Genomic DNA, 12,821 nt, shown 5'->3' with positions numbered 1-12,821 from the left:
CGGCGTGTCATCCGTGTGTGGTGTCGGTCAGGTCGGCTTTCGGATCGTGGACCAGCGGCGGGTTGCCTCCTCCAGGAGGTGGTTCAGGGCGGCTTGCTTCGGGAGGGTTCGGGGGAGGCGGTCGCCGTAGGGGAGGTGGGCGCGGGCCTTGCGCCACAGGCGGTCCGGGAGGGTTTTGGGGTCCTGGTGGTAGCGGACCTTGGTGAGGAGTTGGCGGGCCTCCGCGTCGGCCGGGTTGAGGGCGAGGGTGACCGCCAGGTGTTCGGCGGCGGTGTTCCAGCGGGCGCTTCGGGCCGCCCGTACCGCGTCGTTGAAGTGGCGGTCGGCCAGTTCGACGAGGCCGGCGAGCGCGCCGAGGTCGCCGCCGCAGGCCGGGCAGCGTCCGGTCAGGTCGGCGATCCGGCGGCGGCACAGGGGGCAGGTGATCGCGAACGCCATGTCACTTCTCCAGGGAGTTCTTCGGGAGCCGCAGCCCGATGTGCGGGGAGCCCTCCCGGATCTGTTCCATCCAGCGGTCCGCCCGCGCCCGCAGCGGCATGATCCGGCCCCGATAGATCTCCACGAGCCGCCGGTTGCCCGCCGCCTCGTCCCGCACGTCCACCTCCGCCGCGTCCTCGGCGATCGTGTCCAACTCGCGCAGGAACGCGTCCGCGTCGAGCCGGTGGAGGCCGCCGGACGCCTGGTCCATCTCCTGGATCGAGCGCCGCAGATACTCCACCTCCTGAAGCACCGCGACCTGGAACTCGGCGGCGGTGAACTGCTGCGGGGCACGGCCGCCGTGCAGCATGCGCTCGGCCGCGTTGATCCGGTCCCGTACCGCCTCGTTGGCCAGGTGCCAGTCCATCTTGTTGCCCGCCGCGTAGGCCGCACGGCCCGTGGCGCGCAGGCCGGGGATCGCGCTGCGGAAGCGCTCCGCCTCGACCGGGTCGTGGTCCACCAGCCGGTCGGCGAGCCGGGCCAGGAACGCCAGGTTGTCCTCGAACTCGCCGATCGGCGGGTTCAGCGCGCTGCCCGCGGTGGTGGCCACCCGCAGGCCCTGGACCAGCGTCTCCGCCTCCAGGAGCTTGTGGTGGGTCTTGCTCGGGTCGATCCGCTCCCGGACCAGCTCCGCGAGTTCGGCGAGGAGGCGATCCAGCGCCGGGCCGACCCGGATGGCGTCGGCCGGCGGGATCGCGTCGCGCTTCTCCGCCCATCCGGTCACCACCTGCCTGTGCCGCTCGGTCAGCTCCGGCCAGCCCGGCACGGACCGCTGCGGGATGTCGATCACCGCGCTGCCCTCCGCGCCCACCTGCGGCAGCCGCGCCTCGGCCCGGATCGTCCAGCCGGTCTCGAACTCCAGGGTCACCTCGACGGTCGAGCCCACCGGCACGTCGGTGGGCAGGTCCCGGATCGAGACCTCGCCGATCGGCACCAGGCCCTCGACCAGGCCGACCCGCAGGCTGGACCCGTGGGACGCGGTCTCGAGGCGGAAGTCGGTGCGATAGGGCACCATCGTCCCGGCCCGCACCACCGCGTGCAGCCCGTCCACCAGCTCGACCGAGAAGTCGTGCGCGAGCACGTCGCCGGTCGCGTCGGAGCGCGGCTTGTCGTCGGTGGTCACCTCCAGACGCCGGCTCTCGATCTCCCGGCCGTGCGCCGACACCTGCACGGTGAAGCCGTTCTCGCCCTCGCGCAACGGCACGTCGGCGAACAGGAACCGGCCCTCCCCGTCGGCCGTCTCGGTCAGGTACACCAGGCCGTCGTCCGAGGTCAGCACCAACTGCGCGGCGGCCGGCGAACCGAGGTCGGGGCCGGCCAGGACCCGGCCGCCGATGTCCGTCTCCGGCGGCAGCGCCTCGGGGCGGTCCAGTTCCAGATGGCCGCTGCGACTGGGGACGTTCGCCGCCTTGAGCGCGGCGCCCAGCGCGACGCACAGGTCCGGGTTGAGCAGCCGGGGGCCGCGCCCGAAGTGCTCGGTGAGCATGGAGGCCACCAGCGGGATCCGGGACGAGCCGCCGACCATGACGATCTCGTCCAGGTCGGCGGCGGTCATCCCGGCGCGGGTCAGCGCGCGGTCGCAGTCGTCCAGGGTGCCGCGGATGCGGTCCGCGATCATCTCCTCGAACTCCTCGCGGCGCATGGGCAGTCCGATGTTCATCGGGGTGCCGCGCCGGTCCTCGCAGTACTGGCTGACGATCTCGGTCTCGGGGTAGCGCGACAGGTCGTGCTTGGCGCCCTCGGCGACCGAGAGCAACTGCGCCTCCACCTTGCCGTCGGCGGGGTTCTCCGAGTCGATCGCCAAATCGTATTCGGGCAGTTGGGCCGCGATCCAGGACACGATCCGCCGGTCGAAGTCGAAGCCGCCCAGGTAGCGGTCGCCGCTGAACGAGCGGTTCTCGAAGCCGACTTCGGGGTCCCAGGTGACCACCGAGGTGTCGAAGGTGCCGCCGCCGAGGTCGTAGACCAGGAACGTCTGCGGCTCGGTCAGCTCGCGGGCCCGCTCGTGCGTGTACGCCAGCGCCGCGGCCACCGGCTCGATCAGTGTCTCGACCACCTCCAGGCCGGCCGCCTGGCCGGCGCGCGTGGTCTCGTTCTTGGCCCGGGTCTCGAAGAACGCCGGGACGGTCACCACGGCCCGCTCCACCGGTACGCCCAGCACCTCTTCGGCGACCTGCTTGAGGTGGCGCAGGATGTGCGTGGACGCCTCCAGCGGAGTCAGCCGCGCGTGTCCGGCCGTGACCAACTGGTCGGTGCCCATGTTGCGCTTGAAGAACATCGCGGGCGGTGCACCGGGCAACCGGGCCTTGTTCTTGGCCAGTTGGCCGACGATCGGGGTGCCGATCGGATCGATCCACACCGCCGACGGGGTGGTGGGCGAGCGGTCGGGGTTGGCCACGATCAGCGAGTCGCCGACCGGGCGCAGCCGACGGGCGGCGATCAGCGCCTCCTTGTCGGGCACCTCGGCGTCGGCGGGGATCGCGATGCACGAGTTGGTCGTGCCGAGGTCGATACCGACCACGATGCTCATCTGGTGCTACCGCCTTCGCAGTTCGGGTCGTTCGAGGGTTCGGGGCGCGGAGCCGCGGGGGTGTCCCGGTCGTCGGTCCGCCCGGGGGCTGCCTCGCGTTCGGCCGGGGTGGGTACGAAGCCGAGCACGACCTGTGCGCGGCGGATCACCTCGCCGTCGTCGAGGAGCACACCGGGCCGCAGCGTCCTGGCCACGATCATCGCCGCCTCGTCGCCGCTGTCGGGGGCGTGCGCGACATCCACCCGGCGGCCGACCGCGGCGTACGCCTCGCCCACGGGATCGTCGAAGCGTACGCCCGCGCGATCGAGCGCCGTCGCGAACCGCCGGGCGATCGAGGCCAGTACGGCCGGCGCGGGCTCGCCCTCCAGGCAGCCGCGCAACTCGTGCAGCGCGACCGCGGCGTCCGCGGCCAGGCCGGTGTACCGCTCGTGGGTGGACTCCAGGCGTTTGCGCATCTCCTCGCGCCCGGCCTCGCGTTCGCGCGCGGTTCGCCGCACCACGTCGTAGACCAGCGCGAACGGCGGGTCGAGCGCGTGTTCCGGCACGGCGCGCTCGCTTTCGGTGATCGCCATCGGGTCCGCGGCGAACGCGGCCGGATCGGCCGACCCGGCGGAACCGGGCGACGCGGCCGATGTGGTCGACGCGGGCGCGGGCGAGCCGCCCCGGTCGGGCCGGCTCGCCGCATCCGCCGGCGGGTCCGCCCCGAGGGGGCCCCGCTCGGGTGTCGCTGCCATCAGTGCGCCCCTTCTTCCGTCCACAACGGTACGAACTCGCGTGGCGCGGGCGGCGGCACCAGGCCCGCGAGCACACGTCGGTCGATCCCGATCCGCGTCGGCCCGGCCGACTCCGGGGGGTCGGTCTCGGCGAACTCCTCGGCCAACTCGGCCGGATCGGGGCCGGGCCGCTCGGGTCGGTGGGTGAGCAGTTCGGCCGTCAGCCGCCCGGCGGGATCGTTCAGCGCCTCCTCGGCCGCGTTCACCTCGGCCGGTGCGAGCACCCGGCCGTGCACCGGGAAGCGGTCCGCGCTCCGGGTGATCCGCTGTCGGCGCTTGCGCACCTGCGCCTTGATCGCCGCCCGGCCGGTCAGGTCCGGATCCAGGTCCAGGATCTGGAAGGCGGTGCCCCGGTAGGGGTTGCGGCCGGCCTGCCAGGCCCAGGGGTTCTCCCGGGCGCCCTCGCTCGCGGTGGGTTCCATCGGCACTCAACTCCATGCGGGGCCGTGCCCCGTGGCCAGGGACAACACGACGCCGCGCAGCGCGTTGACGATCTCGGGTTTGTCCGCGTCCGGGTCGGCGGCCACCTCGTCGGCGAGCCGGCGGGCGGTGGCCAGGTCCTCCGGCTGTGGTGCGTGCAGGTTGATCAGTACGCGGGCCATGAACAGCCGACCCCACGGCCCGGGCGCGGACATCGCCAGCGCCCGGCGCAGCGCGTCCCGCACGTGTCCGTCCGGCAGCCCCTGGCGTTGTCGGGCGGTGGCGGCCAACGCCCATTCCTCGGCGGCCAGTTGCTCGACATCGCGGTACATGCTCTTGAGCGCCAGGTCGCGGTCGAGTTCGAGGGCGCGCAGCAGGTGTCGGCCCGAGCGCAGCGTGGCTTGTTCCAGTACGGCGGGTTCGGTGGCCGGGCCGGACTCCAACTCGCGCACCACGATGCCGCGCCAGTATTCGTGCCGGGCCAGCTCGACGGCGAACGAACCGGCGGGGGTGCCCACTTCGTCCCAGGCGGGCAACACCAGCCGGGCCACCCGCTCGACCAGCGGCTCGATCCTGTGCGCCCACCCGGGTGCGGCCACCACGATCTCGATGTGGCGCCGGGTCGCGTACAGCAGGGCCCGGGCCGCCTCCACGTTGCCGGGGTCCACCGTGAGCCAGGAGGCGAGCAGTTCGACCACGTCGTCGTAGCGGCCCTCCTCGACGTCGCGCGACGCCTCGGCCAGCGCCTCGCGGACCAGGTCGGCCCGGGCGTTGGCGATCACCGACGGCGGGAAGCCGGACTCGCGGACCAGGTCGAGGTGTGCGCGCGCGGACAGCGGATCGCGCAGGCGCCGATCGGCGGCCAGGGTCAGGTGCGGGGCGAGCAGGTCGCGCGGCAGCCGCTCGCGGACCTCCTGGACGGTCGCCGCCGGCACCGGGCTCCCGGCGACCGCCTCCAGGTGCTCGTGCATCCGGTCCCAAAAGGCGCTGTCGTGGTACAGCTCGGCCCAGTGCGCCAACGCCCGTTTCCAGTACGGGTGGGCCGCCTCGCTCTCGCCGGTCGACTCCAGGTCGTAGGCGCGCGCGTGCAGCGCGACCGCGAGGTGGTGGGTGCGCCACGGGCCGCCGCCGGTGGTCCACAACTCCTCGGCCCGCACGCTCCACGGCTGCGCGTCGGCGCCGGTGCCCAGGCTCGCGTACGCCTCGCCGTCCAACGGCCCGTCGCCCGCGCCGTGTTCGCGCAGCCGGGCGGCGAACGCGCGCAATTGTGCGCGGTCAGTCATCGGCGCCCCCGACCACGAGCGCACCGGCCACCACCCGCACCCGGACCGCGCCGATCGGCCGGCCGGCGGCGTCGGCCTCGTCGAGCAGGCGCAGCACGCCCGGCACCACGGCGGTGACGCAGCGGTTGACGCCGCGTGCCGCCTCCTCCGGCCGGCCGCGCCAGGCGACGGTGGCGATGTGGTCCGCGGCCTCGTCGGTCCAGGTCAACGCGACGCCGAGTTGGTCGCGCAGCCGCGCGGCGAGTCGGGTCAGGCCGTTCTCCGCGATCCCGCGCAATTCGGTGGGGCCGAACGGCGAGTAGAGGATCACCTCGTCCACCCGGTTGAGGAATTCGGGCCGGAAGAACCCCTCCATCGTGCGGCGCAGCCGGGCGCTCGCGGCGGTGTGCCCGGTCGAGCCCTCGGCCAGGATCGAGCCGATCAGGTTGTCCACGCTGTCCACGTCGTCCTCGACGGCCTCGGCCGCGGAGTGGATCGCGCCGAGGTTGGTGGTCAGGATCACCACCGCGTCGTGCGCCTCGCGTACCGGGCCGGCCGGGTCGCCGATCCGGCCCTCGTCGAGCAGCCGGAGCAGTGCGTCGAGCACCCGGGCGTCGGCCTTCTCCACCTCGTCGAACAGGAACACCCGGCGCGGATTGTCGCGCAGGCCGTTGGTGAGCTTGCCCTCGCCGAAGCCGACGTAGCCGGGCGGGGCGCCGATGAAGTTGTTGATCGACTCGCGGGCGCTGAACTGGCCCATCTCGAAGACGAGGACGTCGTCCTGGGACCCGTAGACGACCTCGGCGAGCAGCCGGGCGGTCATCGTCTTGCCGGAGCCGCTGGGGCCGCACAGCAGCAGCGCCGCGCGCGGGCGGTCGTCCGGACGGAAGCCGCGGGCGAGCGAACGTTTGATGAGTTCGACGTGGAAGGCGAGCCGCTCGACCACGCTTTCCTGGCCGATCAGTCCCGCGCGCAGCCGGCGGACCGCCTCCTCGGGGGACATCGGGGTATCGGGCCGGTCCGGTTCGGGCTCGGTGGGCTCGCGGTAGTAGGTGTCGGCGAACCGGCGCAGCCGCTCCAGGTCCAGGCCGATGTCGCGGAAGAACGCGGCCGCCAAGCCGCTGGGGGTGTCCAGGAGCGCGGCGAGCAGGTCGCGTTCGGTGATCCGGGCGCCGGTGTCCGGGTCCGGGTCGGGGCCGCTCGCGGCGAACGTCGCCGCCCGGCGCAGGGTCTGCCGCAGCGGCTCGTCGGGGGGAATCGGGCCGGAGACGGCCGGGCCGCGGACCCGCGCGCCGGTCAGCGCGATGGTCTGTTCGCGCAGCGCCCGTACGTCCCGGCGCAGGAACAGGAAGGCCTGCTCCAGGAGTCCGCCCGGGGTGGTGGCCAGCGCGTGCAGCAGCATCGCGATGCCGCACTGCCGCCGGCCGAGTCCGCTCGCCTCGGCGACCATCATCGCCAGCACCCGCCGGGCGCCCGGGGCGAACGCGGCCTCGTCGATCGACCCGTCGGCCCGGCACACCTCCGCCGCCGGGCGCGCCGCGGCCACCTCGGCCCGCCAGGCGTCGAGGTCCACCCGGCCGTAGCCGACGAGCAGGTCCACCGCGCCCGGCTCCAGGCGCGGCAACAACTCCGCGAGCAGCGCACGTTCGTCGACGTAGCCGGTGTCCGCCGCGGCGGCGAAGCCGGCCCGCAAATCGGCGGTGACCGGCAGGCCGCCGAGCGCGCCCGCGCCCCGGCCGTTGCCGCTCGCCCCGGCGGCCGTCCCGGCGGCCGGTCCGCCGCCGCCGAGCAGGCCGGCCGCGAGCACGTCCGGCGGGATGCCCTGGCGGGCGAACAGGCCGCAGGCGCGCCCGCCGTCGATCCGGGCCAGGGCGATCAGCGTGTGGGCGACCTCGACCGTGTGCGCGCCGAGTTCGCGGGCCACCGCCGAGGCGGTCTCGAACCGGCGGGTGGCCACCAGCAGCCCGCTGTCGAACACCTGCTCCGGCACCCCCAGGATGTCCGTCTCCACGTCGCCTTCTCCCCCGCCTCGCCGATTCGATCGCACCGGGCCGGATCACGCCTCGTCGCCGGCGAGCAGCCGCTCGGCCAGGTCCGCCCGGGCCCGGGCCGCCTCGGGCCGTCCCGCTCCCAGGTCCCGTACGCCCAAGGCCAGTATTCGGTATGCGGCGGCCGTCGCGACCGCCCGGCCGAGTCGTCCGTCACGCAGTTCCGCCGGCGACGACTCGAGCAGCGTGGCGGCCAGTTCCGGGTCGGCGCGGGTGACCCGGTGCAGCACCAGGCCGGGGCCCAGGGGCGTACGGCGGACCCAGCCCGCACCGTAGCGCCGGAGCAGGTCGCGCGCGGCACCGGCCACCATCGAGTCGTCGCCCTCCAGCGTGCCGAGCAGCAGCCGCGCGGGCCAGGTGTCGGCGTAGGGCTCCTCGACCACGTGCGGCTCGGGCCCGGCGTCGTCCGGGCCGGCGCCGACCGTCGCTGCACCGCCGGCCGTCGCGGCACCACCGCCCGACACCCCGCCGAGACCCGACGCCCCGCCGCCGCCCGGCAGCCCCCGCCGCAGCAGCCGCACCGCGCCCGCGTCGTCGCCGCGCTCCAGCAGATCCGCCGCCGCGACCACCAGGGCCGCCGCCGTCCCGGGCCGCACGCCGGCCGCCGCGCCGCCGTCCCGTGCCGCGACGGCGGCCCGGTGCAGTTCGCGATACTCGGCGTGGTCCGGATCGAGCATCGCGGCCTCGTACAGATACCGGACCGCCCGTTCCGGGTCGCCGCCGGTCAGCTCCCGATGCCCCTCCACGGCCAGCCGGTGGGCCAGGCGCGGCGCGGCGGCGGCACAGCCCTGTTCGAAGGCGAGCCGGTAGCAGGTGCGCGCCGCGGCCTCCGCACCCCGCGCCGCGGCCCGGTCGCCGATCACGCACACCCATTCGGCCCGCGTACCCGGCGCCCCGGGCGGCGCGACCACGGGCAGCAGCCGCCACAGGTCGTGGTCGGGGTGCCGGGCCGGCTGCTCGAAGCGCTCCTCCAGGCAGTCCAGGACCCGGGTGGTGGCGGCGACCCGCCAGCGCCGGACGGGCGCACGCGGGTCCAGGCCGCCGAGCACGTCGAGCAGCGCGCGCTCCAGCGGGCGCGGTCCGGCCTCCAGCGCCTTCTCCAGCGTGGTCCACGTCTCCGCGAAGTCGCTGCCGGGCTGAACCACCCACCAGCGCAGCACTGCGTCGATCGCGCGGGCGTAGTGGCCCCGGGGGTCGCGCCCGAGCACGTCGGCGAGCATGCGCGCGGCGGTCTCCGGCTGCTGGGTGGCCACGGCCTGGATCTGGCTCTCGATCAGTCCCCGGTTGCGGACCACCTCGGCATCGGAGGCGTTGGCCAGGAAGTCCCGCATCGCGACGAGTCGAGGCTCCACCTCGCCCTCCCGATGCGTGGCCATCCGGAACGCCCGCACCGCCCCGGCATCCGACATGGCGTCTCCCCCGCGAACACGACCACCCGACTGCGCCGGTCGTGACGACGTACAAGCAGCCGATGTACAAGCAGCACGGTACCCGGCCGCACCGACCCAGGGAGGACACCGGGCGAACCCGTCCTCGTAACGTGATCGTCACCGGTGGTGAGACCGCGGCCGAGCCAAACCCGGGTGAGAGCGACCCCGAACATCGGGTAGTATTTCTCTCGCAGCAAGCGCCGCTAGCTCAGTTGGTTAGAGCAGCTGACTCTTAATCAGCGGGTCCGGGGTTCGAGTCCCTGGCGGCGCACAGCGGCAACACCGAGAAGGACCCACCGGTTTCCGGCGGGTCCTTCTCGCATGTATCGAGCACCATCCAGCACCATCGAGCCCGGCGACCCGGCACCCGCCCCGGCACCCCCGGCACCCGCCCCCGGCCCGGCTCGACGCCCCGAGCCGGGCACCCGCGTCGGCGCTCGGCCGACTACCGTCCCAGGTAGTCCTCCAGCAGCGCCGGAGTCAGGCCCGCCGCGCGGGTCTCGTCGACGAACGACCGGATGTCGGCCCGGAATTGCTTGCGGAAGTGCATCAGCACGATGTCGCCCGGACGGAGTTTGTCGCCGACGGCGAACCGCATGACGCCGTCGCGGACTTCCGCGCTCCAGTGCACGACGTGCCCGATGCCGCAATCGCCCGCCGCCCGCATGGTGTTCTCGTCGTGGTTTCCGTACGGCGGACGCAACAGCGCGGGCCGGCGGCCGAATTCACGGGCGTAGTCGTCGGACGTCGCGCAGATCTGGTTCTTCTGCACGTCGTACGGCTTGCCCTTCAGGTCGGGGTGGTCGAGGGTGTGGTTCTCGATCACCCCACCCGTCTCGTCGCGCAGTTTCCGAAAGAAGCCCGGGTCCTGCTTCACATACTCGTCGGTCAGGAACAACGTCGGTTCGATGCCCGCTTCGCGCAGCAGCCGGATCATCTCCGGGTCCTTGTACGCGCCGTCGTCGATGGTCAGAAAGGCGACCTTGTCCTGCGTCGGGACCCGGTACAGCGGCTTGGTCGGCGCCGACTCGTGCGCGGGAATCGGCTTGGCGGCGATCTGCGCGGTCGGCGGCGCGACCTTGGCGGCCTGCGGCGACTTTTGGGTGAGCGGGTCCGCGTCGGCGGCGACGAAGGCGGCCACGGCCGTCGCGAGGAGCAGCGGCACGGCCAGAAACGCACTCCGCCGCAGGGTGCGGTTGCGCCGGCTCTCGGGGGTGTCGAGGGGTCCGAGCGGGCCGACGGAGTCACGGTTGTCCGGAGTGCCGGGATCGTGGGCGAAGGTCATGTCAGGGACGGTATGCGGCGGCGCCCATCCGGTTGATCGCGTCGTCGTTGCGGCCGTCCGTCGGTCGTCCGTAGATCGGGTAACAATCCTCGACGGGTAGGATCGGTCGGATGTCGGTGAAACGTGGCTTTCCACTGATTCTGTTGCTGTTTGCCCTGATCACGGGGTGCGCGGTGGACTCCGGTGTGCGCGTCGCGGGCAAGCCGGAGCCGGTCGGGATCCCGCTCGCACCGCCGCCCTCCGGGGCGGGCCTGAGCATCGATCCGGTCCGGGTGCTGCGGGAGGACGCGGGGATCGGCGTCAAGATCAAGGCGGTGCTCACCCCGTCCTGCGGCACGTCCTACCCGGTGAACGCGCAATACCTGAACGCGCCGGGAGTGCCCGGGACACCCCTGCCCATCGCGGTGGTGTCGGTGTTCCACTGCGGACCCGAGACCTGCACGATGCGCCGGGACGTCGCCGCGTACGTCTACCGGCTCTTCGAGGACGGGCACGCCGAGCGGGTGTTCTCCTCGGAGGAGCCCGGGAGTCGGATCGAGGTCGGAAAGCAGATGTTGGTCCTCCAACTGCCGGCGTACCGGGCCAACGAGCCGGCGATCTGCCCCTTCGGCGAGCACGGGGTCGGATTGCGGTGGGATGGCGCGCAGTTCGTCGAGAACGAGATCGGAAAGGGTGTGTCGTGAGCAAACCGCACGTGCTCGTCGTGGAGGACGACGAGGTCATCCGCGAGGCGACGCAACTCAACCTGGAACGGGACGGGTTCCGGGTGAGCACCGCCGCCGACGGCGAGGCCGGGCTCGCCGCGTTTCGCGCCGAGCGGCCGGATGTGGCGCTGCTCGACGTGATGTTGCCGCTGATGAACGGGATCAGCCTGTGCCGGCGGATCCGGGCGGAGAGCCTGATCCCGGTGATCATGGTGTCCGCGCGCGACGACCCGATCGACATCGTGGTCGGGCTGGAGGCGGGTGCCGACGACTACGTGACCAAGCCGTTCGACACCGTGGTGCTGCTCGCCCGGATCCGGGCACTGCTGCGCCGCGCGCAGCGCACCGCCGGTCCGGGCGAGGAGCCGGGCCCGCTGCGCTTCGGCGACCTGGAGATCGACCCGGACGGCGTGCAGGTGCGCCGGTCCGGCGAGTTGCTCGCGCTGACCCCGACCGAGATGAAGCTGCTGCTGCGCTTCGCCGAGTCGCCGGGCACGGTGCTGAGCCGGGACACCCTGCTCGAAGGGGTCTGGGAGTACGCCTGGGGCGGCGACACCCGGGTCGTGGACGTGCACGTCCAGCGGCTGCGCAACAAGGTGGGCCCGGGCCGGATCGAGACGGTCCGCGGCTTCGGCTACAAGCTGCGTCCGGGGCCCGTCGGGTGAGTCTGCGTTGGCGGATCTCGGCGGTGGTCACGGTGGTCAGCGTGGCGGTCGCCGTCGCGCTGAGCCTGACCGTGCACTTCGCCTTCGCCTACAAGCAGGCGGACGAGGCGCGCAAACTCCAGATCGACCGGATCGACCTGGCCCTGCGCGAGTACGTCCGGACCGGACAGCCGACCTTCGGCAGCCGACTGGACGACCCGCGGGTGCCGGCGGCACTGCGCCAGGCGGTGCGCGACGGCGACCGGGCCACCGAGTTGTCCGAGGGCCGGATCTGGGCGGCGGTCGGGGTGGACGGACACATCCTGTCGCTGCGCTCCAGTTATCGGGACCGGACCAGCGACCTGGCCTCGCTCGACCGGGTGCTGGTCATCGGCGCGGCCTGCGTGGTGGTGTGCGGGGCCGGGGCGGGCGTGCTGATCGGGGCGCGGCTGTCGCGTCGGCTGCGGCGGGCCGCCGACGCGGCTCGGCGGGTCACCGCGGGCGAGCGGTCGATCCGGGTACGGGCGGCGATCGGCGGCAGCGGTCGGGACGAGGCGGCGGAGTTGGCCACGGCGGTGGACGCGATGGCCGACGCGTTGCAGGCCCGGCTCGACGCGGAGCGCCGGGTCACCGCCGACATCGCGCACGAGTTGCGCACGCCGCTGACCGGACTGAGCGCCGCCGCCGACCTGTTGCCGGCGGATCGGCCGGGCGAGTTGGTCCGCGATCGGGTCCGGGCGCTGCGTTCGCTGGTGGAGGACGTGCTGGAGGTGGCCCGCCTGGACACCGCGACCCAGCGGGCCGACCTGACCGAGGTACCGCTGGGCGCGTTCGCCGCCCGGCGGGTGGCCGCGCTCGCGCCCGCCGCCGAGTTGCGGGTGATCGGGGACGAGGTGGTGGTCACCGACCCCAGGCGGCTGGAGCGGATCCTGGCCAACCTGTTGACCAACGCGACCAAGCACGGGCTCGCGCCGGTGGTGGTGGAGGTGGACGGGCCGCGACTGCGGGTCGTGGACGCGGGGCCGGGTTTTCCGGCGACACTGCTGCGGGAGGGGCCCAGCCGCTTCCGGAAGGGCACCGACGACCGGGCGGCCGGTGGGCACGGGCTGGGCCTGACCATCGCGATGGGCCAGGCGGCGGTGCTGGGTGCGTCGCTGACGCTGAGCAATCCGGAGGCGGGCGGTGCGATGGCCGAACTCACGCTGCCTTCGGGGGCGTCGGCCGTGGAGTGAGTGTCGGGCGGCCGGG

The 12,821-nt window shown here is 73.7% G+C and carries 11 protein-coding genes and 1 tRNA gene; 4 read left to right on the top strand and 8 right to left on the bottom strand.

What is annotated here, in order from left to right; translation table 11 throughout:
* Positions 1 to 27: 27 nt before the first annotated feature.
* Genes B4N89_RS19445 through B4N89_RS19415 form a run of 7 tightly spaced genes read right to left on the bottom strand, consistent with a single transcriptional unit; the run spans position 28 to position 8,919 of the window.
* Positions 28 to 438 (bottom strand): hypothetical protein, encoded by a 411-nt coding sequence (locus B4N89_RS19445; RefSeq protein WP_078977106.1) that lies wholly within the window; start codon positions 436 to 438, stop codon positions 28 to 30.
* Position 439: 1 nt separating this feature from the next.
* Positions 440 to 3,007 carry an Hsp70 family protein gene (locus B4N89_RS19440; RefSeq protein WP_078977105.1) on the bottom strand — a complete coding sequence of 856 codons (2,568 nt, stop codon included), beginning with the start codon at positions 3,005 to 3,007 and terminating at the stop codon, positions 440 to 442.
* The gene (locus B4N89_RS19435) at positions 3,004 to 3,741 is read right to left on the bottom strand and encodes a hypothetical protein (protein ID WP_078977104.1); all 738 of its coding nucleotides are present in this window, start codon (positions 3,739 to 3,741) and stop codon (positions 3,004 to 3,006) included. Before B4N89_RS19435 ends, B4N89_RS19440 begins: the two co-directional genes overlap by 4 nt.
* Positions 3,741 to 4,202 (bottom strand): hypothetical protein, encoded by a 462-nt coding sequence (locus tag B4N89_RS19430; protein ID WP_143658028.1) that lies wholly within the window; start codon positions 4,200 to 4,202, stop codon positions 3,741 to 3,743. The genes B4N89_RS19435 and B4N89_RS19430 overlap by 1 nt, the downstream gene beginning before the upstream one ends.
* 6 nt (positions 4,203 to 4,208) lie before the next feature.
* On the bottom strand, positions 4,209 to 5,483 hold the full coding sequence (locus B4N89_RS19425) for a hypothetical protein (protein ID WP_143658027.1): 1,275 nt from the start codon (positions 5,481 to 5,483) through the stop codon (positions 4,209 to 4,211).
* Positions 5,476 to 7,473 (bottom strand): AAA family ATPase, encoded by a 1,998-nt coding sequence (locus B4N89_RS19420; RefSeq protein ID WP_161500754.1) that lies wholly within the window; start codon positions 7,471 to 7,473, stop codon positions 5,476 to 5,478. The genes B4N89_RS19425 and B4N89_RS19420 overlap by 8 nt, the downstream gene beginning before the upstream one ends.
* Positions 7,474 to 7,518: 45 nt before the next feature.
* Positions 7,519 to 8,919: a hypothetical protein gene (locus tag B4N89_RS19415; protein ID WP_078977100.1), complete on the bottom strand. Its 1,401-nt coding sequence runs from the start codon at positions 8,917 to 8,919 to the stop codon at positions 7,519 to 7,521.
* Positions 8,920 to 9,137: 218 nt separating this feature from the next.
* Between B4N89_RS19415 and B4N89_RS19410 the strand changes: the two genes are divergently transcribed.
* A tRNA-Lys gene (locus tag B4N89_RS19410) sits at positions 9,138 to 9,211 on the top strand.
* A 174-nt stretch (positions 9,212 to 9,385) separates the two neighbouring features.
* Here the strand turns inward: B4N89_RS19410 and B4N89_RS19405 are convergent.
* Positions 9,386 to 10,225 carry a polysaccharide deacetylase family protein gene (locus B4N89_RS19405; RefSeq protein WP_078977099.1) on the bottom strand — a complete coding sequence of 280 codons (840 nt, stop codon included), beginning with the start codon at positions 10,223 to 10,225 and terminating at the stop codon, positions 9,386 to 9,388.
* Between the two features lie 110 nt (positions 10,226 to 10,335).
* Between B4N89_RS19405 and B4N89_RS19400 the strand changes: the two genes are divergently transcribed.
* Genes B4N89_RS19400 through B4N89_RS19390 form a run of 3 tightly spaced genes read left to right on the top strand, consistent with a single transcriptional unit; the run spans position 10,336 to position 12,805 of the window.
* Positions 10,336 to 10,908 (top strand): hypothetical protein, encoded by a 573-nt coding sequence (locus B4N89_RS19400; protein ID WP_078977098.1) that lies wholly within the window; start codon positions 10,336 to 10,338, stop codon positions 10,906 to 10,908.
* On the top strand, positions 10,905 to 11,594 hold the full coding sequence (cseB, locus tag B4N89_RS19395; RefSeq protein WP_078977097.1) for a two-component system response regulator CseB: 690 nt from the start codon (positions 10,905 to 10,907) through the stop codon (positions 11,592 to 11,594). The genes B4N89_RS19400 and cseB overlap by 4 nt, the downstream gene beginning before the upstream one ends.
* On the top strand, positions 11,591 to 12,805 hold the full coding sequence (locus tag B4N89_RS19390; RefSeq protein WP_078977096.1) for a sensor histidine kinase: 1,215 nt from the start codon (positions 11,591 to 11,593) through the stop codon (positions 12,803 to 12,805). Before cseB ends, B4N89_RS19390 begins: the two co-directional genes overlap by 4 nt.
* The last annotated feature ends 16 nt before the right edge of the window (positions 12,806 to 12,821 follow it).

Origin of the sequence: Embleya scabrispora (assembly GCF_002024165.1) — a bacterium.
GTDB classification, from domain to species: domain Bacteria; phylum Actinomycetota; class Actinomycetes; order Streptomycetales; family Streptomycetaceae; genus Embleya; species Embleya scabrispora_A.
Note: the sequence above shows the minus strand (reverse complement) of the source record. Positions and strands in the feature narration are given on the sequence as shown.